General features: G+C 39.1%; 19 protein-coding genes. 11 read left to right on the plus strand and 8 right to left on the minus strand.

The features are described from left to right. Window positions 1-7 precede the first annotated feature (7 nt). The 3 genes from GQR55_RS14495 to GQR55_RS14505 are packed head-to-tail and all read left to right on the plus strand — an operon-like array spanning window position 8 to window position 2,476. On the plus strand, window positions 8-1,360 hold the full coding sequence (locus GQR55_RS14495) for an AlkA N-terminal domain-containing protein (protein ID WP_166421151.1): 1,353 nt from the start codon (window positions 8-10) through the stop codon (window positions 1,358-1,360). After that, complete coding sequence (locus GQR55_RS14500; protein WP_166421152.1) at window positions 1,360-1,830, plus strand: methylated-DNA--[protein]-cysteine S-methyltransferase; 471 nt, start codon at window positions 1,360-1,362, stop codon at window positions 1,828-1,830. The genes GQR55_RS14495 and GQR55_RS14500 overlap by 1 nt, the downstream gene beginning before the upstream one ends. 52 nt (window positions 1,831-1,882) lie before the next feature. Next, a complete protein-coding gene (locus GQR55_RS14505) occupies window positions 1,883-2,476 on the plus strand; it encodes a thymidine kinase (protein WP_166377125.1) in 594 nt (197 codons plus the stop codon). Here the strand turns inward: GQR55_RS14505 and ltaE are convergent. Next, on the minus strand, window positions 2,450-3,454 hold the full coding sequence (gene ltaE / locus GQR55_RS14510; protein ID WP_166421153.1) for a low-specificity L-threonine aldolase: 1,005 nt from the start codon (window positions 3,452-3,454) through the stop codon (window positions 2,450-2,452). The genes GQR55_RS14505 and ltaE overlap by 27 nt on opposite strands. Before the next feature lie 40 nt (window positions 3,455-3,494). Then, window positions 3,495-4,427 carry a 23S rRNA (adenine(1618)-N(6))-methyltransferase RlmF gene (rlmF, locus tag GQR55_RS14515; RefSeq protein WP_166421154.1) on the minus strand — a complete coding sequence of 311 codons (933 nt, stop codon included), beginning with the start codon at window positions 4,425-4,427 and terminating at the stop codon, window positions 3,495-3,497. Between the two features lie 128 nt (window positions 4,428-4,555). Here rlmF and GQR55_RS14520 point away from each other — a divergent pair, with 128 nt between their 5' ends. Next, a complete protein-coding gene (locus GQR55_RS14520; protein ID WP_166421155.1) occupies window positions 4,556-5,467 on the plus strand; it encodes an alpha/beta fold hydrolase in 912 nt (303 codons plus the stop codon). Here the strand turns inward: GQR55_RS14520 and GQR55_RS14525 are convergent. The 3 genes from GQR55_RS14525 to GQR55_RS14535 form a co-directional block, all read right to left on the minus strand. Continuing rightward, window positions 5,454-6,887, minus strand: a complete 1,434-nt coding sequence (locus GQR55_RS14525; RefSeq protein ID WP_166421156.1) for a sulfotransferase — start codon at window positions 6,885-6,887, stop codon at window positions 5,454-5,456. The two genes, GQR55_RS14520 and GQR55_RS14525, sit on opposite strands and share 14 nt — an antisense overlap. A gap of 250 nt (window positions 6,888-7,137) precedes the next feature. After that, complete coding sequence (locus GQR55_RS14530) at window positions 7,138-9,720, minus strand: TonB-dependent receptor (RefSeq protein WP_166421157.1); 2,583 nt, start codon at window positions 9,718-9,720, stop codon at window positions 7,138-7,140. A gap of 310 nt (window positions 9,721-10,030) precedes the next feature. Continuing rightward, window positions 10,031-10,201 carry an oxidoreductase-like domain-containing protein gene (locus tag GQR55_RS14535; protein ID WP_166421158.1) on the minus strand — a complete coding sequence of 57 codons (171 nt, stop codon included), beginning with the start codon at window positions 10,199-10,201 and terminating at the stop codon, window positions 10,031-10,033. Between the two features lie 112 nt (window positions 10,202-10,313). Between GQR55_RS14535 and GQR55_RS14540 the strand changes: the two genes are divergently transcribed. Both GQR55_RS14540 and GQR55_RS14545 read left to right on the plus strand, forming a co-directional pair. Then, window positions 10,314-10,736: a hypothetical protein gene (locus tag GQR55_RS14540; RefSeq protein WP_007582356.1), complete on the plus strand. Its 423-nt coding sequence runs from the start codon at window positions 10,314-10,316 to the stop codon at window positions 10,734-10,736. An 87-nt stretch (window positions 10,737-10,823) separates the two neighbouring features. Beyond that, a complete protein-coding gene (locus GQR55_RS14545; protein WP_166421159.1) occupies window positions 10,824-12,188 on the plus strand; it encodes a leucyl aminopeptidase family protein in 1,365 nt (454 codons plus the stop codon). A gap of 43 nt (window positions 12,189-12,231) precedes the next feature. On the opposite strand, the gene GQR55_RS14550 is transcribed toward GQR55_RS14545, so the two are convergent. After that, window positions 12,232-12,618, minus strand: coding sequence for a VOC family protein (locus tag GQR55_RS14550; RefSeq protein ID WP_166421160.1), 387 nt, complete (start codon window positions 12,616-12,618; stop codon window positions 12,232-12,234). 69 nt (window positions 12,619-12,687) lie between these two features. Next, the gene (locus GQR55_RS14555; RefSeq protein ID WP_166421161.1) at window positions 12,688-13,767 is read right to left on the minus strand and encodes a ketoacyl-ACP synthase III; all 1,080 of its coding nucleotides are present in this window, start codon (window positions 13,765-13,767) and stop codon (window positions 12,688-12,690) included. A 329-nt stretch (window positions 13,768-14,096) separates the two neighbouring features. On the opposite strand from GQR55_RS14555, the gene GQR55_RS14560 reads away from it, so the two are divergent. The 5 genes from GQR55_RS14560 (at window position 14,097) to GQR55_RS14580 (ending at window position 17,159) form a co-directional block, all read left to right on the plus strand. Next, window positions 14,097-14,501 carry a nuclear transport factor 2 family protein gene (locus tag GQR55_RS14560; RefSeq protein WP_166421162.1) on the plus strand — a complete coding sequence of 135 codons (405 nt, stop codon included), beginning with the start codon at window positions 14,097-14,099 and terminating at the stop codon, window positions 14,499-14,501. Between the two features lie 61 nt (window positions 14,502-14,562). Further along, a complete protein-coding gene (locus GQR55_RS14565; RefSeq protein WP_197238330.1) occupies window positions 14,563-15,804 on the plus strand; it encodes a sensor histidine kinase in 1,242 nt (413 codons plus the stop codon). Beyond that, a complete protein-coding gene (locus tag GQR55_RS14570) occupies window positions 15,801-16,328 on the plus strand; it encodes a response regulator (protein ID WP_166421164.1) in 528 nt (175 codons plus the stop codon). The genes GQR55_RS14565 and GQR55_RS14570 overlap by 4 nt, the downstream gene beginning before the upstream one ends. A gap of 27 nt (window positions 16,329-16,355) precedes the next feature. Beyond that, a complete protein-coding gene (locus GQR55_RS14575) occupies window positions 16,356-16,778 on the plus strand; it encodes a DCC1-like thiol-disulfide oxidoreductase family protein (protein WP_166421165.1) in 423 nt (140 codons plus the stop codon). 102 nt (window positions 16,779-16,880) lie between these two features. Then, on the plus strand, window positions 16,881-17,159 hold the full coding sequence (locus GQR55_RS14580) for a peptidylprolyl isomerase (protein ID WP_166421166.1): 279 nt from the start codon (window positions 16,881-16,883) through the stop codon (window positions 17,157-17,159). A gap of 222 nt (window positions 17,160-17,381) precedes the next feature. Here GQR55_RS14580 and GQR55_RS14585 read toward each other — a convergent pair whose 3' ends face one another. Next, window positions 17,382-18,074, minus strand: coding sequence for a hypothetical protein (locus GQR55_RS14585; protein ID WP_166421167.1), 693 nt, complete (start codon window positions 18,072-18,074; stop codon window positions 17,382-17,384). Window positions 18,075-18,370 lie beyond the last annotated feature (296 nt).

The raw sequence follows: 18,370 nt of genomic DNA on the forward strand, positions 1-18,370 counted from the left end.
GTCGCTTATGGACATTTTACATTGGCAAAAAGCACGTCAGAGCCGCGATCCACGTTTTGACGGGCTTTTTTATGTTGCTGTTAAAAGTACCGGTATTTATTGCAGACCTATTTGCCCTGCGCCAACGGCTCATGAAAAAAACGTCACGTATTATCAGTGTGCACATAATGCGGCGCAAGATGGTTTTAGACCCTGCATTCGTTGCAGGCCCGATAGTGCCCCAGGCAGCGCAGCATGGCAGGGTACAAAAACAACTGCACTTAGAGCAAAACAGTTAATAGATCAAAATGATGAGCACGACTGCGAAAAACTAGCCGCTCGTTTAGGTGTAAGTAGTCGTTATTTAAGACAGTTATTTAAGCAGTATTTTGGCGTGTCGATTACGCAATACCGATTATTTAACCAGTGTCACTTTGCTAAAAAACTGATTCAAGAAACACACTTACCCCTTACCGAAATAGCATTTACCGCTGGCTTTAAAAGTATTAGGCGTTTTAATGATGCTTTTTTACAGCAGTTAAATATAGCTCCCTCAAAGCTGCGCAGTGGCGATAAAAAACCAGCATCAACACTCACTTTAACACTACCATTTAGGCCGCCTTATAATTGGCCTGCTTTGCAGAGCTTTTTACAAAGGCGTTTGATAAAACCAATGGAGTGGATAACGCAAACGAGTTACGGGCGCACTTTTGCAAGTGAGGAATATAAAGGAAGCTTTACCGCTGAATTTATAGCGAGTAAAAACCATTTTAGTGTATCTATCAATATAGATAATACGGCTTATTTGCAATCGGTTATAAATAATATACGTCGTGTACTTGATTTAGATGCCGATATTAATTTAATTCAAATGCATTTAAGCGCCAATATAAACAATGCGTTTGCAGTGTGTGAAGGGCTCAGGCTTCCGGGAATTTGGTCAAGCTTTGAAGCTGGTATAAGGGCAGTACTTGGGCAGCAAGTGAGTGTTACTGCTGCGCATAATTTAGTAACAACGTTAGTTGATGAATTAGGCGAAAAAGAGGGCGATGTTATTTACTTTCCTACGGCTAACATTGTTGCTAATAGTGACTTTGCATTTTTTAAAATGCCACAAGCGCGTAAAAATGCACTGCATAATTTAGCGCAGTTTTGTGCTTTAAACCCTGAGAATGACGATTTAGACGAATGGCTTATTTTAAAGGGAATTGGCCCTTGGACGGTAAATTACGCAAAGCTGCGAGGACAAAGCCAACCCGATATATTACTTGATGGCGATTTAGGTGTTAAAAAAGCACAAGCGGCGGCAAACCCGTTTGAGCCCGCTAATTGCGCTCCCTTTCGGTCTTACTTAACTTTTCAACTTTGGCAGCAATTATAATGATAATTCAAACATCAATCTCAAGCCCAATAGACGACATAATTATTCAAGCGACCAATAAAGGCGTGAGTTACGTCGGGTTTTACCCTCCAGTTGAGCACCCTCATACGCCATTTGAGCAAGTCGCTAACAAGGCGGTGCTTATTTGCGCTGCGCAGTTAAACGAGTACTTTGCAAAAAAACGCACTACTTTTAATGTACCACTTGATACAAACGGTACAGTATTTCAACAAAGCGTATGGCAAGCATTATTAACGGTACCTTTTGGACAGTCGCAAACATACGGCTATATTGCAAACCAACTCAATAACCCAAAAGCAGTGAGAGCGGTAGGCGCTGCGAATGGTAAAAACCCGATTAGCATAATCGTGCCTTGTCATAGGATCATTGGCGCAAATGCAAAGCTAACGGGTTATGCTGGTGGGCTTGATAGAAAACGTTGGTTACTGAAACACGAAGGATTAATGTAAATTAATTTAATATTAAGGTAGCATAAGGCACTTTTTATAAAATGGCACTGCAATGGCTCAATTATACTTTTACTACTCTGCAATGAACGCAGGTAAATCAACCACGTTATTACAATCTGCATTTAATTATAAAGAACGTGGCATGGAACCTGTGATCCTTACTGCAGCCATTGATGATAGACAAGGCGTGGGTAAAGTATCGTCTCGTATAGGCTTACAAGCTGACGCGCATGTATTTGATGCTAGTAAAGATGTATTTGATCTTATTCAATCGCTTAACAACGACAAAAAACGCCATTGTGTATTAGTTGATGAATGCCAGTTTTTATCAAAAGAACAAGTAATGCAATTAACCGATGTGGTTGATGAGTTAGGTATACCGGTACTGTGTTATGGCTTGCGTAACGACTTTAGAGGCGAGTTATTTATAGGGTCGCAATATTTGCTTGCGTGGGCTGATAAGTTAGTTGAGCTTAAAACTGTATGCCACTGCGGGCGTAAAGCTAACCATGTACTGCGTACCGATGAAAATGGTGATGCAATAGCCGATGGTAACCAAGTAGAAATTGGCGGCAATGACCGATATGTTTCGGTATGCCGCAAACATTATAAAGCCGCGTTAAATATGGGCCGACAAAGCATTTAAAAATGTATCAATATCTTCGCGCGTAATATCTAAATGCGTTACTAGCCTAAGCTGCTTGCTTGGGCTAAATAATATACCTTGTTGTTTAAGCGCCTCAGCAATTTCTTCAATATTTATACTACTAGTGTACGTTGCATAAACCATATTAGTGGTGTTGCTCATATCAACAGTAAAACCACTTATCTCACTTAATTTTTGAGCCAAATAACGTGCATTTGCATGATCGTCTTTTAAGCGATTTACATTGTGCTCAAGTGCGTACTGCCCAGCGGCTGCAAGCATTCCGGCTTGGCGCATACCGCCACCAAGTACTTTTCTCCATCGTCTTGCTTTATTAATAAGTGCTGGTGAACCTAATAATAAAGAGCCAACGGGTGCACCCAAACCTTTAGATAAACAAATAGAAACTGAGTCAAAGTGTTTTGTAATCTCAGTTATATCAACATTTAGCTCAACAGCGGCATTAAATGCACGCGCGCCGTCTAAGTGCAGCGCTAAATTATGCGTATTAACAAAGTCGCGAGCTTGGGCTAAGTATTCAAGCGGGAGTACTTTTCCGCCAATGGTGTTTTCGAGGCTAAGTAATCGTGTTTTTGCAAAATGGCAATCGTCTGGTTTTATAGCCGCCGCTATTTTACTAAAAGGGATGCTGCCATCAGCTTCGTTTTCGATAGGTTGAGGTTGAACAGATCCTAAAACGGCTGCGCCTCCGCCCTCAAATTTATAGTTATGCGCATTTTGGCCACAAATGTATTCATCACCTCGCTCACAGTGCGCCATTAACGCAAGTAAGTTGGCTTGTGTACCTGAGCTACAATAAAGTGCGGCTTTAAAGTTAAAACGCTTACACGCATAGGCTTCTAGTTGGTTAACGCTTTCATCATCACCATATACATCGTCACCAACCGGTGCGCTGTACATAACATCGCGCATTGTGTTTGTTGGTTTTGTAACTGTATCAGAGCGAAAATCTATCATGATTGCCTTATCCTTTTTATTGTTTTTAATAAAATTGGTACTAAGCCAGCTCGCTACAAATTTGTTCACGAGTTTCTTTATCAAAGTAAGTCCATGCAATAAAGCGGCTGATTTTTTGACCTTGTGCCATATCAACTATTTTATATTGTGCTATTGGATGAGCTTTTAATACTTCCTCAAGGGATGCAATATTGTCTTTTTTAGAGACTAACGACGTAAACCACAGTACTTGCTCTGCAAAGTCTTCGCTCTCTTTAATCATGTTAGAGATAAACTGAACTTCACCACCTTCACACCATAATTCATTATTATGACCACCAAAATTAAGTGCGCTACTGGGTGTTTTTCCTAAGTTTTTCCATTTACGTTCACTGCCTTTAGTCGCTTCTTCTTCACTGGCATGAAACGGAGGATTACAAAGTGTTAAATGAAATAAATCTTTTTGATTTACAACGCCTTTAAAAATATGTGATGCGTTTTTTTGTTGTTTTAGGGTTATTTTTAAACCATTAAACTGCGCAATTTGCTTTGCTATTTTTACCGAAGCTGCATCAATATCAGTCCCTGTAAAATGCCACTTATATTCACTTGTGCCCGTAAGTGGATAAACTAAGTTAGCGCCAGTGCCAATATCAAGCACTTTAATTTGCTTACCTAAAGGTATTTGTTGTTGATTATCGTCACTTAATAAATCGGCTAAGTAATGAATGTAGTCAACACGCCCTGGTATAGGTGGGCATAAATTATGCTCAGGAATATCCCAAAAATTAATATTGTAGTGCGCTTTTAAAAGCGCCTGATTAAGTGTTTTTACCGCTTTGTTGTCACTAAAATCAATGCTTTTAGTGCCTGCAGGTGTGGTTATAACAAAAGGCAGTAGAGCAGGGTGCTCTGTTGTTAATAAATCGAAGTCGTATCCATTTTTATGTAGGTTACGAGGATGTAATTTTGAACGTGTATTATTTTCTTTCATGGCTTCATTTTAACAACAGATATAATGTGGTGATTGTAACAAATGCAGGTGGGTAAAGTGCAGACATTTCCTTTGGTATATCGAATATTACTGGTAGGATGAGTTGAAAATAATAAAAAGGAACCGCAGTGGCCATTTCTCAGCAATCAATAATTATTACTTTAGCTGATCAACAAACCCTCCATTTACGCCGTATTAGCGATGATAATCAGCAAGGGCCTGTTGTATTTTTTATGCATGGGGCTATAGAAAACGGTAAAATTTTTTACACGCACTCTAATAAAGGGCTCGCACCATTTTTAGCTGAGCATGGATATTGTTGTTATGTTGCTGATTTACGGGGCCGAGGTGATAGTAAACCGGTTATTTCAAGTGACGCTAAGTACGGGCAAACGGAGGCTATTTTAGAAGATATCCCTGCTTTTATTAATCAAATAGAGTTGATTGAAGGTAAAAAGCCCGATTATTGGGTCGCTCATTCTTGGGGCGGGGTATTAATGAATAGTGCGTTTGCACGTTTTCCTGAATATATTAACGATGTAAAAGCATGTGTGTATTTTGGCTCTAAACGCTCTTTATTTAATAACCATCCTCAAAAATTATTACAAGCCAATTTGATTTGGTACTTTATGGCGCCTTTGCTCGCTAAAAAACACGGTTATTTAAATGCAAAAGGCTATAAGTGGGGAAGCGATAACGAAACTCAAAAGTCGCATTATCAAAGTATGCAATGGGCTAAAAAGAAGCCATGGATAGACTCTGATGATCATTTTAATTATGCAAAAGCGCTAAACAGCCTGCATTTACCGCCAACGCTTCATATTGCTGCAGTAAAAGATAAAGCATTAGCACAGCCAATCGATATTCAAAAATTTATGGACGAATCTGGGCCTGGCATTCAAAAAATGCAAATTTACGGTCGTAAACACGGACATAATTTTGATTACGACCATATTAATATGCTTACCCACCCAAGTGCGCGTGACGATCAATTTATAGATTTACTTAATTGGTTTAAAGCGCATTCTAATTCTCATTAAGTAACTTTAGAAGAGGTGTTTTGTAGCGCTCCCACTTAGCGATTGCGGCGTTATTAATAGGTTGGCGAATAGCATGCTTACTCAACGTGGTTACTGGTTTTTTATGCTTATAAAACGCTAAACAGCGCTCTTCAAAATGGCAGTTTAAAAAACCAAGTAACTGCGTTAGCTGCTCTTTTGGGTTACTCACTAAATCTTCGTAACTGACATCATAAATTGGCATATCGTTGAAGGAGTGCCAATGGCTCATCAGTTTTTCATACACACTATAGTAAAGCTTAAACTCAGGTAGTGAGCAAAAGTAAGGTTCGTTTTCGGCAAAGTAATTAGTGAAAATAGAAAACGCGGTAGCATTAAAATCACGACTTAAATTTATAAATTTGGCATTTGGAAATAGGATATATATAAGCCCGAGCGACTGATAATTACTCGGCAGTTTATTTATTATAAAAGGCTTGATAGGCGATGCTGTTTTTAATGTTGTGATATAAAGCTCGCGGGCTTTTTTGATTAAGTCAGGCGTTAAATGCGCTAAACATTGCGGGTAAGTAACTCCTGTTTTTTGTTCAATAAAAGCAACCGCATTATTGCTAATACTCGTACTCTCCCCCAGGCTTGAAAACTGACTATGGCTTGCCAATATTTGCTCCAGGAGGGTAGAGCCACTACGAGGCATGCCAATAATAAATACAGGTGTAATATTACCTGTAAATTTTTTATCGGCAGAGGCAATAAATTCCTCGGTGTTGTATTTTATTATTTCATCGTAAAAAGGGATTAAATCTTTAGTATTAAATTCACTTAATTTTCTTTGTAATTTATTCGCCAATATAAAATAATTAAATGCTTGCTCGGTGTCCTCAAGTTTATCGTAACTGTTTGCTAATGCGTAGTAACACACCATTTTTAAACGTAAATTGCTCGTTTGAGTTAATAAGTGATGTAAATTACTTACATAATTATGTTCTTTATTAAAGCGACCTAACTGCACAAGTTCGAATAAAATATAGGCTGTTACAGGGTATACACCAATGCTGAGTGCATGGGCAAAGGTTGTATGCGCTTTATCTAACTCGCCATGTGTTAAGTAGTGTTGAGCTAAGTAATAATGAGGCTCTGGGTTATGACTTGCTAATTTTTTTGCGTATTCAAGTACGGTTAACGCATCGTTTGGCGAATTAACACCGTTAAATGCATCAGCAAGGGCATGTAATGGCTCAAGCATATGAGGCATGCGCTCACACGCTTTTTGGAGTAAGTATACGGCAGCGTCATAACGCTCTAGTCGTAGGGCAATTCTGCCTAAGCCAAATAAAGCTTCACCATTTTCGGGATTACTATTTAATAGCGTTTTAAAATGAAACTCAGCTTCTTTGAGTTTATTTTGTTGCAGTAGTTGGTTAGCTTTTTCAAGTAGCATAGTTATACCAATTTTATTAAAAAAATAATCATTCTATCGCATTAAATAGCGTACTCACTGCGTTAAAAATTATTCATATAGAGCAACTATATACCATAGTTTTCGCCTTGTTATTACGCTATTTTCTGAGCGCTATAATAGAACACTTATTCAATGCAATTGGTATTGTTCATTATTATTTTTATTAACTATAAAATTAAAAAGGCGAAATGTCTTTAACATTTCGCCTTTGGTTCTTCATGAAAATAGTTTAAAAAGTATATGTTGCTTTAGCGTAGTAAAAGCCACCGTTAATACCAAATGGAGATGTTTCGTAATATTTACCACCCCAGTTATTATTTGGTGCGCCTGCGGCTTCTGCAAAATCAAGTTTTTCAGCATCTTGGTCAAACAAGTTTTGAGCGCCTACAGAAAAGCTAACTGATTCATTTAAGAAGTAAGTTACTTCAGCATCAATAGTGACTGCAGCATCTGCTGTTTTAGCTGTTGCATCATAATCAACGTGAACACCTTGGTATTCACCGTAGTAGTTTGCACGAGCAAATGCAGAAACTGATTCCCATTGTTGAGACAATGTGAACGTTGCACGATGATTAGGTAAGTCTTCTTCTAGGCGCTTAACTTTAAACGCACCGGTAATCTCACTAAATTGAGTTACTTCAGTATCATTCCAGTTATAAGCAAGGCTAAAAGTAGAGCTACCGCCCATTAGTTCAGCAGTATAGTTTGCGACTAAATCAATACCTTGAGTTGTTGTATCAAAGTCATTTGTAAAAAAGCTTACTTGAGCAAGACCTTGTACATTAGGCACGCCAGCCGCTGTAAGCGTATCTTTATCTGCTTGGCTTAAGTTGATTTTATCTGATTGGCTAATACGGTCATCAACTTGAATGTTGTAGTAATCAAGCGTTAAAAATAATTCGCCGATTGTGTATACAGCACCAAGCGTATAGCTTTGTGATTCTTCCGGCTCAAGCTCTGTACCACCTAATTGCACTGCAATTGGGTTTGTTGGTGGAAGAAGCGCTGAATCTTGTAATACGCCGCCGTCTAAATTTGTTTGTACATTACTTACGTTAGCTTGGCCAACCGTTGGTGCACGGAAACCGCTACTTACAGAACCACGTATATTTAAATCTTCAGTTAAATGGTATTGAGCCATTACTTTATAGTTTGTTGTTGTACCAAAGCTGTCGTAGTCTTCAAAGCGAAGCGCTAAGCCCATTAAGAAGTCTTCAGTAAATGGTGCTTCAACATCAACATATGCTGCATAGTTACGACGAGAAAACTCACCAGCTTGTGATGGTTTAAAACCTGGGAAGCCGTTAGAGCCAATACCAAAACCTTGTGCTGTTAAAGGGCCAGCTGTGTAAGATGCTTCATCACCAGAGATGATTGTGAATGTTTCTTCATGCCATTCAAAACCACCGGCAATGTTTACATCATAAGCTAAACCAAAGTTGACACCCTTTGATAAATCAAAGTTAAAGTTTTTCTCTAGTTGCTCATATTTACCTGGGCTGAAATCACGTGGTGTATCTGCACCTAAAGAGGCATTAACCGTATCGTAAATAAAGTAACGTGATTCATTTAAACCCACAGTACCACTTAAGTCATAGTATGTATCTTTTAAGAAACCACCAGTGAATCGACCTTTAGTACCAATAGTTAAAGAAGTATCAGTAATGTTGCCGCCAAAGTTAGGTGTAAAACCACCTGGAAGCATCTCATTAAAGGCAAAACAATCTGGGTTGTTTGCTACACCATTTATATAAGCAGGATCATCTAGTACGTTGCCATCTGTTATTGCAATAGTAGGACAGTTAGCACTCATATCAGGTGTTGTGTCGGCAACGAGTAGTGTTTCACCACCATCATTTGAGTAAACACCAGAGCGTGTTTGTGGGTTACGGTAGTAAAAGCCGCCGCGTACATCGCGTTCTGAATAGTTACCAAACATATAAAATTCAGAGTCGTTTGTTAGCTCTAAACCTACATTACCAAAAATTGTAATATCGTCGTTTACTTCTGGTGCGCCCCATACTTGTGCAAGAGAAGATACATCAGGAACACCGGCAGCTGAAAGTGCTGCGGCATCGGCACGTTGAACTGAACGGCTTGTTGCATCAGCTGTTTTATATTGAAAGCTTAAATTAGCAAAGCCATTATCGGTAAACGGTAAACCCACGTTACCCGACACTTGTGTTGTATCGCCGTCGCCTTCATAAAATTGACCATGGCGGATTTCTAATTTACCACCTTCTGAAGCGTCTTTTAGTTGGAAGTTCATTACACCCGCAATTGCATCAGAACCATACTGTGCAGCTGCGCCATCACGAAGTACTTCTACTTGTTTAATAGCAATGCTTGGGATAACTGAAATGTCAGCGCCTTGTGCGCCATCGTTAATACCACCGCCTAAAAATGCAATTACAGAAGCACGGTGACGGCGTTTGCCGTTTAAAAGAACCAATGTGCTGTCTGATGGTAAACCACGTAAGTTAGCTGGGCGAACAAGAGAGGCCGCATCACTAATAGGATTTTGATGTACGTTAAAAGATGGCACAGCACCTTTTAAAAGCTCAAGCATGTCGGTATTGCCTGATCTTTCTAATTCTTCGCCGCCAATAATATCGATTGGCACGGGTGAGTCACCTATTGAACGTGGAGCAGAGCGCGTACCTACTACGGCAATTTTCTCTACGTTTTTATTTACTTTAGTTTGTTGTTGCTCGTCTGCTGCAATAGCAGAACCTGAAATAAACAACCCTGCAGTGGTTGTAGCTAAAGCAAATTTAATTGCTTGGTTTAGCGCATTACTTTTTAATTTCATTCTAATTTTCCCCAGTTAGAATAATTCTTATCTTTGATGCTAATTTCACATCATTTATTTTTTACTTAATTTTTTGTTTCACATAAGTTTGAGGTTTTAGCTCAAAAGCCTAATCAATTAAGCTTACTTTTCGTGAAGTCCTATCTACAGACTATAGATAAAAAACAGGAAGGGCAATTACTAATTAACTATTTGATAACAAAAAGATTCAATTTAAGAAAAAATGCAACAGTGGTGCAAAGTAAAGGCAAAATGAACTAAATAGGTGCAGATAGGGCTTTTTAGGGGAGTGTTAATGCGCTGGCAGTGTTTAAATGTTATTTATTTGTTTCTTTTTTGTGGAGGTTTCAATGTTTTGTTCGCATCGCCAAGCTGCTAATTTTTCTTTGTATTCATCCCACACGCAGGGGCAGCAACTGCCTCCACCGCAGCATTCATCAGATTTTGGTTTTTCAGGTTTTTGCGGTAATTGGTTTGTCATATTCAGTGTTGTTGTATGTATTTAATACTAATTTGGTGCAAAGGATAAGTTAAAGGATGTTGTAAGTAAATTATTCTTTGTGAACCCGTGCTGCTGTGTGAAAATAAAAGTTATGCGATTATATAAAGTTATTCACCGTGCACCTTGGCGGGTAGTTAAAATTAGTAAGAAACGCCAACAGCTGCGTTTTCGTCGTGCTATGGTGGCGCTTAAAATTGCACTTGCGCAAGAAAAACAAGAAACCAAAGAGATGCTTTCTATTTATAGGCGCTATACCCAAGGCCAAACTAGTAAAGAAGAATTAAAACGCGCTAATGAACAGTTTGTTGATATTTTGAAAGGGTTAGGGCTCGGTGTGTTTGCAGTATTACCTTTTGCCCCGCTTACAATTCCTTTAGTTGTTAAATTAGGGAGTTTAGTGGGAGTTGATGTACTGCCAAGTTCGTTTAATATGAACAAATCTATTAAAGAACTTGATGCTAAAATAGATCAAGAAAATCAAAAGCAAGAATCCAAAAATAGCTTAAAAAAGTAACTAAAATCCCTTCAAATTAGCGATACCTTTTAGGTGCGCTTATTGATATGCTCTTAAGTACCATTTTTATATTATATGAGCTTTTTAATGAGTGCATTACTACGTCATACATCTTCTGGTATTCCTTTATCTTTTATTCTTAAAAACGAATTATCTGACTGGCAAGCACAGCAGCCTGCATTTATACAAAATTGGTTAACTAATACAGGTTTTGAAAAGCAAGGTGTTGCTTTAATCCCTGATGCTAAAACGGGCGAGTTAAGCCACGTATTTTGTTTAATGCAAAGTAGCGATGATTTTTGGGCTGCGGGTAACTTAGCAAATACACTGCCTACTGGTACTTATCAAATTCAAGGCGAGAGCGCTTTTGTAGAGCAAGTTGCTTTAGGGTTTGTGCTTGGTGGTTATGAATTTAGTGAATACAAAGAAAAACCAACAGCAAAAGCGCAATTAGCCATTAGCGATAAAGCGTTGTTTGAGCGTATTAGCCAACAAGCTGATGCCATTACACTTGCGCGTGATTTAGTTAATACGCCAGCGGTAGATATGATGCCGCAACATTTATCGCAAGTAATGGAAGATTTAGCTGCAACTTACAATGGCGAATTTTCACAGTGGATTGGCGATGAGTTACTAGAGCAAAACTACCCGACTATTCACATGGTGGGTCGTGCAAGCGAAAATAAACCGCGTTTACTTGATTTAAAATGGGGCGCGACAGATGCTCCATTAATTACACTAGTAGGTAAGGGCGTATGTTTTGACTCAGGCGGACTTGATTTAAAACCAAGCTCTGGCATGCGTAACATGAAAAAAGACATGGGCGGCGCAGCACATGTTATTGCACTAGCACAACTTATTATGGCAGCTAACTTACCAATTAGATTACGAGTGCTTGTACCTGCTGTTGAAAATGCAGTATCGCGTAATGCATTTCGCCCAGGCGATGTAATTAAAACCCGCAAAGGCATTATGGTTGAAATTGATAATACCGACGCTGAAGGGCGCTTAGTCTTGTGTGATGCGCTAAGTGAAGCACAAAACGATAACCCTGAACTAATTATTGATTTTGCTACTCTTACGGGCGCATGTCGTGTTGCATTAGGCACAGAGCTTCCGGGCTTTTTCTCAACAGAGCGCGATGTAGCAAACGGTATTATTGATGCAGGTTTAAGTGTACACGACCCTGTTTGGCAACTTCCGTTGTTTGAGCAATACAAAAGCTTACTAAAAAGCGATGTAGCCGATATGGCTAACTGTGCAAGCACACCATTTGGTGGTGCTATTACTGCAGCGCTTTACTTAAAAGAATTTATTGAACCAACAACACCATGGGTACACTTTGATGTAATGGCATGGAACTTACGTGCTTTACCAGGTCGCCCAACAGGTGGCGAGGCATTAGGTATTCGTGCAGTGTTTACTTACTTACAAAACCGTTTTAATAAGTAAGTTTTTGATTCTATAGTAAGTGAATAACTTGAGCTTATGAGTGTTAAACCTCATATAGCTCAAGTGGCAAGTTATCTGGATCGGCAAAAAAGGTAAACTTTTTGCCGGTTATTTCATCCACTCTAATATCCTCAACGTTTACTTCGCACGATTCTAAATACGTTTTTGCAATCTGTACATCAGCTACCTTAAAAGCTAAATGTCTTAGGCCTTGTGCTTCTGGATAGCTTGGTCTTACAGGTGCGCCATCAAACGAAAATAGCTCTATTTGACTGCCATCGGGCATGGCTAAATCTAATTTATATGAATTACGCTCTGCTCTAAAGTGCTCATTAATAACGTTAAGTTTAAGTACGTTGCTATAGAAGTGTTTAGAGCGTACGTAGTCACTGCAAATAATAGCAGCGTGATGAATACCTAAAAGTTTCAAATTTAATTCCTTAAAAAGCAAAAACGCACTTATAAAGTGCGTTTTATGTATAGCTTATTACATGTGTTTTTAGCTTGGCTCAGCTTCTTTACATGCTTTAACGGCCGGTGCTACAAGTTCTAAGCCTGTTTTATCACATGGCGGTAAAGCGGCATCGCTTACACTAATAGGCGTTACACGTTCGCCCCATTTTATGTAACTTGCAGCCCACGTAAGGCCTGCACCAAATGCAGCAGACATAATGTTTGAATGCGGTTTAATTAACCCTTGCTCAACCGCTTCACATAACGCAATAGCAATAGTCGCAGCAGAGGTATTACCATACTCACCAATGTTAACCATTACTTTTTCGTCAGGTACTTTTAAACGATGCTGAATAGCCTGAATAATGCGTAAGTTAGCTTGGTGTGGAACGAGTACATTAATGTCATCAAGGCTCAAATCGGCTTGTTTAAGTACATCGTCACACGCTTCACTCATACCTTTAACAGCACGTTTAAATATTTCACGACCTTCAAATAATAAATCAGATGGGCCAATTGGCTCATACTTATTTAAATCGCTACCAAAGTTAGTGATGTGTAAAATATCGCGGTCTTCACTGTCACAACCTGTTTTGGTTGCCAGTAAACCAGCTGGTGTTTCTGCAGCTTCAAGTACGACTGCACCTGAACCATCGCCAAATAAAACAGCGCTATCGCGACGTGACCAGTTTACGTACCACGTCATGCGCTCTGCAGCTATTACTACTGCTTTTTTGATCATACCCGCTTGAATTTGTGCTGTAGCGGCTTGCAATGCATATAAAAAGCCAGAACATGCCGCGTTTGTATCCATTGCGGCAGCGCCGGTTGCACCAATATTTTTTTGCACTTGTGAGGCGGTATTTGCCACAACAGTAGAAGGTGTACAAGTGGCTAATATAACTAAATCAATATCTTTAGGGTCAACGCCTGCGCACGCAATAGCATGCTTAGCTGCAACGGTTGCCAGCTCGGCGGTACTTACATGGCTCACTCGGCGAGATTTAATGCCAGTACGCGTGGTTATCCACTCGTCGGTAGTATCAACTATTTCACTAATCTCATCGTTGCTAATGCTTGCTGGTGGAATGCATTTACCCCAACCAGTGATATGTGCGTAAGGCATAGTATGCTCTCTTAAGGTGGTCTGACATGTATTACTTATGAAGACGTTATATCAAAAAATGGCTTTCAAGACTAGTTTATGAGGTGTTTTGGCGTGTAATTACTGATAATTAAAAGAGAATTATATATAAGTTGATTTAAAAAAGAGCAAGCCTAAGTATAATCTTAGTGTTCAGGCTGATCGCTCTCCTTATAATAAAAATTAGTGGCTTGAGTGTTGGTATGCAAGCAGATAGTATTAATTCAATAAATTATTGTCGAAATGCTACCGTATTTTAGAGCGTCATGAGTTATAAAAACAGAGTCGATTTATAAACAATAGGGAAGGTTATGAGCAGCAAAATAAAAGTGTCGTTGTTTAATCATTTGATTGACGCTGAGCGCCAGTTACTAGACCCAGAAGTTCGCCAATCTGAGCGCGCATTAGATGCTTTACTCGATGATGAATTTATCGAAATTGCTGCCAACGGCACTACATTTAATAAATACCAAGTACTTACCCGCTTACCTACCGAGGTTGTGCCACAGTTTTATAATCAGCATTTTAAGGGCCGAATGCTGAGCGATGATGTAGTGCAACTTAGTTATCAAGCAGCTTATAGGCGCTCTGCTCGCAGTGAATTTAATTATTCATTGCGTATGTCGCTTTGCCGTAAGCAAGGTGAGCAATGGCAAATGGTGTTTCACCAAGGAACGCCTTGTGCTCCGTTTTCAATTTCGATGGATGATGATTAAAAACAATATAACCGTTAAAATAACCTTATTAAACATTTGATTGGGCAATTACCTCTTGTTAATGCGTACCGACCCCACCATTAGTCGACTATTAATGCTGCGAAGCGGCGCTATTGCGGTGCAATTAATCGCGGTGCTTAGCGTTTATTTTTTACTAGAACATCAAATTGCATTACTGCCTTTACTGATTGTTATTGCCGTTGAGGCTGTGTTTCAGCTTATTAGCCTGTTTGCCTATCGTAATGTAAGCCGCGCTAAACCTTTGGGTATGTTGATGCAGTTAACCGCTGATGTATTATTTTTAACGGTTTTGCTCTCTCTAAGCGGTGGTGCAACCAATGCATTTGTATCACTGTTATTGCTCCCAATAATGATCGCTGCTGTTACGCTGCGAGAAAAAGGATTAGCTTATATTGCAGTATTAGCCATTGCCGCATACAGTTTGCTACTGATTAAGATGCCCGAACACAGTATGCATCAAATGAATATGAGTGGTCACTTTATTGGCATGTGGGTCAATTTTGTTTTAAGTGCCAGCGTAATCGCACTTGTTATTGGCGCAATGAACAGGGCGCTTAAAGAGCGAGAGCGTATTATTGCAAACGTGCGTGAAAAACAATTACGTAACGAACAGCTTGTTACCTTAGATGGCGCTGCTGCACAAATAACCCATCAACTAGCGACTCCAATTGCAAATTTACAGTTACTTTTTGAAGAGTTATTAGAAGATCAACCAAACAACCCTATTGTTAAGCACATGCAAGCACCGCTTACTCAGTGCAGTACGCAACTTAACAGCTTTAGAAAACTCTCAGAGCAATTACGCCTTAAAAATTCGCAAGAGCATACAACGGTAAAGCAGCTGCAAACACAAATTACAGATACACTTTTACTGCAATACCCGGATCAGCACATTAAATGGATTACGCCACCAATTGCAGCAACGCTATTGAGTGATGCGATGTTATTGCCTGCTATTTTAAATTTATTGCAAAACGCCGCGCTCGCCAATCAAAAGCAAGGTCAAACTCAATTAGAGCTGAGTTGGCAGCAAGATAACTTACATAGCGAATGCGTTTACTTGTTAATTCGTGATTTTGGCCGTGGCTTTTCATCATCGCAGTTAGCAGAGCTGGGCGGGCAACTTATGCCAAGCGATCAAGGAATGGGGCTTGCTGTGCTTTTATCAAACGTTACTTTTGAGCGTTTAAATGGCTCACTTACCTTGTTTAACCATGCAGATGGCGGCGCTGTTGCCAAAGTGAAACTTGCTATTGTAAACACCGAGAAAACAGCCTCATGAAGTTACTTATAATTGAAGACGACATTAATTTAGCCAGCACACTGGCAAGGCGCTTAACTAAACAGGGCTTTACCTGCGAAGTGGCACATAACCAAAGTGATGCGTTACTTGTTGCGCGCAAATTATTACCTGACTTTGTTTTATTGGACATGAAACTAGGCGACGATAACGGACTTGCACTCATAAAGCCGCTGCGTAGTTTGCTCCCCCAAGCACATATTGTTTTACTAACCGGATTTGCAAGTATAGCAACCGCAGTAGAGGCAATGCGCTTAGGCGCAAACGACTACCTTACTAAGCCGGTTGATATGGCAACATTATTAAAAGCGCTTAACACCGAGCCTGTGGCATCGGCATCGAATGTTATTGATGATGCAGTTATGTCGCCAGAGCGCTTAGAGTGGGAGCATATTCAACAAGTATTGCACAGTAATAATGGCAATGTGTCGGTTACCGCAAGGCAACTTAATATGCACAGGCGCACGTTACAGCGCAAGTTACAAAAAAAGCCGGTGCAGCAGTAGTTTAGTACTTAATTTAAGGAAGGTGTTATGAGTAATGATGCAGCTACAATAATGCTTAATCAAAAAATTATATTATTTGATGCGCAATGTAAGCTTTGCAGCGCGTGGTGTAATTTTATTATTGCTCACGACACTAATACTATTTTTAAATTATGCAGCGTGCAATCTCCAAAAGGAGAGCGGTTGTTAACATACTTTGGTTTTTCAACAATTGAGTACGCTTCAATGGTACTTGTTGAAAATGGCAAAGTGCATACTCAAAGCCATGCTTTTTTTAACGTTGTTAAGCAGCTAGGTTACCCATATAAACTAGCAAACGTATTTAGTGTTTTCCCAAATAGGTTTAATAATTGGTTATACGATAGGGTTGCTTTAAACCGCTATACCTTATTTGGAAAATATCAGTACTGCAGAATTCCCAACCCAGATGATGCTAAACATTATTTATAAATTAGTGGTTAATACACTGCAGTATAAGTAGATGCTAGGTTTATGAGGTTGTGTTAAAATCGCCGCGTTTAATTTTAGCTAACGGTATAAAAGGCTTTTTTCATGGCAAACACAGCACATGCACTTCACATTTTGGTTAAGCACAAAGAAATTGCAGAAGATATTATTAAGCAATTAAGTAAAGGTGCAAAGTTTCAAACCTTAGCTAAAAAGTATTCGTCATGCCCGTCGGGCAAAAAAGGCGGAGACTTAGGTGAATTTGGACGCGGGCAAATGGTCCCACAGTTTGATAAAATTGCATTTAAAGGTGCAATTTTAGAGCCCCACCTAGTTAAAACAAAATTCGGCTGGCATGTAATTAAAGTACTTTATCGTACTTAGTTTACTTAAGCAGTTTGGCAAATTGACGCCGTATTGGGGAGCATCAATTTCATCACCCATTCTAAATTTTATACTTTGACGAATTGAGAATAATTAGAGTGGGTGCTATTTTTGTTTATTTATTCATAACTCTTAATTAACACACATATTTAAAGCTATAGAATGAGAACAGTAATTTCAATTTAACCCTAATTACGCAAAAGTCATATAGAACCAGTACAATCAAGCTCTAAAGTCAATGCTCAGTGAATCCAAGTAAAAGCCCCCGAAAGTAATCGGGTCAGTATCATTTAGCCTTTTTTCCATTGTATTATAGTCTCGACCAATAGCATATGTCTCTGGGGGGAATTGATTACTATAGCGCTCCGTTAACTCATTAAGCATAAATGAACCATTAAAGTGATCGGGTTGAAGATCTTCAAATGAAGAACTCCTAAGCTTAATCGCTTCGACAGTACTTGTATGTACTTGAGAAAAAGCGTCTACCAGCTTATCATTTTTCGCAATTTCTTCTTCTAGTTCTGACAACTTAAAGTCAGATAAATTCGAGTCTATGAGTTTCAAATTACCCTCTTTATCCAAAGATAAATCGAGTTTGCTTAAATCTAACTCTGGATTTTGAGCTGTTTGCATGTTCTTAAAAGCTGCAAACTCTTCTAAGCTAGTATTGAGTGAAGACTGGATTGTCGCCATTTCTTCATCCATTTTTAACGAATTCTCCAATGCATATTCATCAATATACCTCGATAATTCAGCAGAGATCCCTTTATCAATATTAAGCGATATTTTTTCTTGGCTAGGTGGTTGAGATCGCTCAGGCGTTACTGTTTTGAGAGATTTAACAAGCGCTTGTTGTTCAGTTCGACTTGATTGTGGGTAAGTTGAAATTTGATTGTTTCTATTAATTTCTACCATGATTTCAATCCTTGTATATAGTATTTATTTTACACATTACACTTAATCCTAAGTGCTGTAACTAATGGCTTAAATTTAAACTAAAGAAGATAATTTAACAAGCCTGGAATTTGGGGTGGTGTCTCTTAATGCTCTAAAACAGACGTAAAAAAGCTATCGTAAACTTCACGCAGTTGTTTGTTATAATCGCTCCAACCTTCTAAGTTTACTCTAAACCCCCTGTGTCAGGATAGTTGTCGCCTCAATTAATTTACAAATAAACAGGGCGCGGTAAGTTAAAGTAAGTGAATTATCAA

The organism is Pseudoalteromonas sp. Z1A8 (assembly GCF_011378855.1).
In the GTDB taxonomy this organism is placed as follows: Bacteria; Pseudomonadota; Gammaproteobacteria; order Enterobacterales; family Alteromonadaceae; genus Pseudoalteromonas.

Excerpts from the sequence above, each read along its gene's own strand:
- GQR55_RS14495 (WP_166421151.1), top strand. The coding sequence starts at position 8 with ATGGACATTTTACATTGGCAAAAAGCACGTCAGAGCCGCGATCCACGT.
- GQR55_RS14500 (WP_166421152.1), top strand. The coding sequence starts at position 1,360 with ATGATAATTCAAACATCAATCTCAAGCCCAATAGACGACATAATTATT.
- GQR55_RS14505 (WP_166377125.1), top strand. The coding sequence starts at position 1,883 with ATGGCTCAATTATACTTTTACTACTCTGCAATGAACGCAGGTAAATCA.
- ltaE (WP_166421153.1), bottom strand. The coding sequence starts at position 3,454 with ATGATAGATTTTCGCTCTGATACAGTTACAAAACCAACAAACACAATG.
- rlmF (WP_166421154.1), bottom strand. The coding sequence starts at position 4,427 with ATGAAAGAAAATAATACACGTTCAAAATTACATCCTCGTAACCTACAT.
- GQR55_RS14525 (WP_166421156.1), bottom strand. The coding sequence starts at position 6,887 with ATGCTACTTGAAAAAGCTAACCAACTACTGCAACAAAATAAACTCAAA.
- GQR55_RS14530 (WP_166421157.1), bottom strand. The coding sequence starts at position 9,720 with ATGAAATTAAAAAGTAATGCGCTAAACCAAGCAATTAAATTTGCTTTA.
- GQR55_RS14535 (WP_166421158.1), bottom strand. The coding sequence starts at position 10,201 with ATGACAAACCAATTACCGCAAAAACCTGAAAAACCAAAATCTGATGAA.
- GQR55_RS14540 (WP_007582356.1), top strand. The coding sequence starts at position 10,314 with ATGCGATTATATAAAGTTATTCACCGTGCACCTTGGCGGGTAGTTAAA.
- GQR55_RS14545 (WP_166421159.1), top strand. The coding sequence starts at position 10,824 with ATGAGTGCATTACTACGTCATACATCTTCTGGTATTCCTTTATCTTTT.
- GQR55_RS14555 (WP_166421161.1), bottom strand. The coding sequence starts at position 13,767 with ATGCCTTACGCACATATCACTGGTTGGGGTAAATGCATTCCACCAGCA.
- GQR55_RS14560 (WP_166421162.1), top strand. The coding sequence starts at position 14,097 with ATGAGCAGCAAAATAAAAGTGTCGTTGTTTAATCATTTGATTGACGCT.
- GQR55_RS14565 (WP_197238330.1), top strand. The coding sequence starts at position 14,563 with ATGCGTACCGACCCCACCATTAGTCGACTATTAATGCTGCGAAGCGGC.
- GQR55_RS14570 (WP_166421164.1), top strand. The coding sequence starts at position 15,801 with ATGAAGTTACTTATAATTGAAGACGACATTAATTTAGCCAGCACACTG.
- GQR55_RS14575 (WP_166421165.1), top strand. The coding sequence starts at position 16,356 with ATGAGTAATGATGCAGCTACAATAATGCTTAATCAAAAAATTATATTA.
- GQR55_RS14580 (WP_166421166.1), top strand. The coding sequence starts at position 16,881 with ATGGCAAACACAGCACATGCACTTCACATTTTGGTTAAGCACAAAGAA.
- GQR55_RS14585 (WP_166421167.1), bottom strand. The coding sequence starts at position 18,074 with ATGGTAGAAATTAATAGAAACAATCAAATTTCAACTTACCCACAATCA.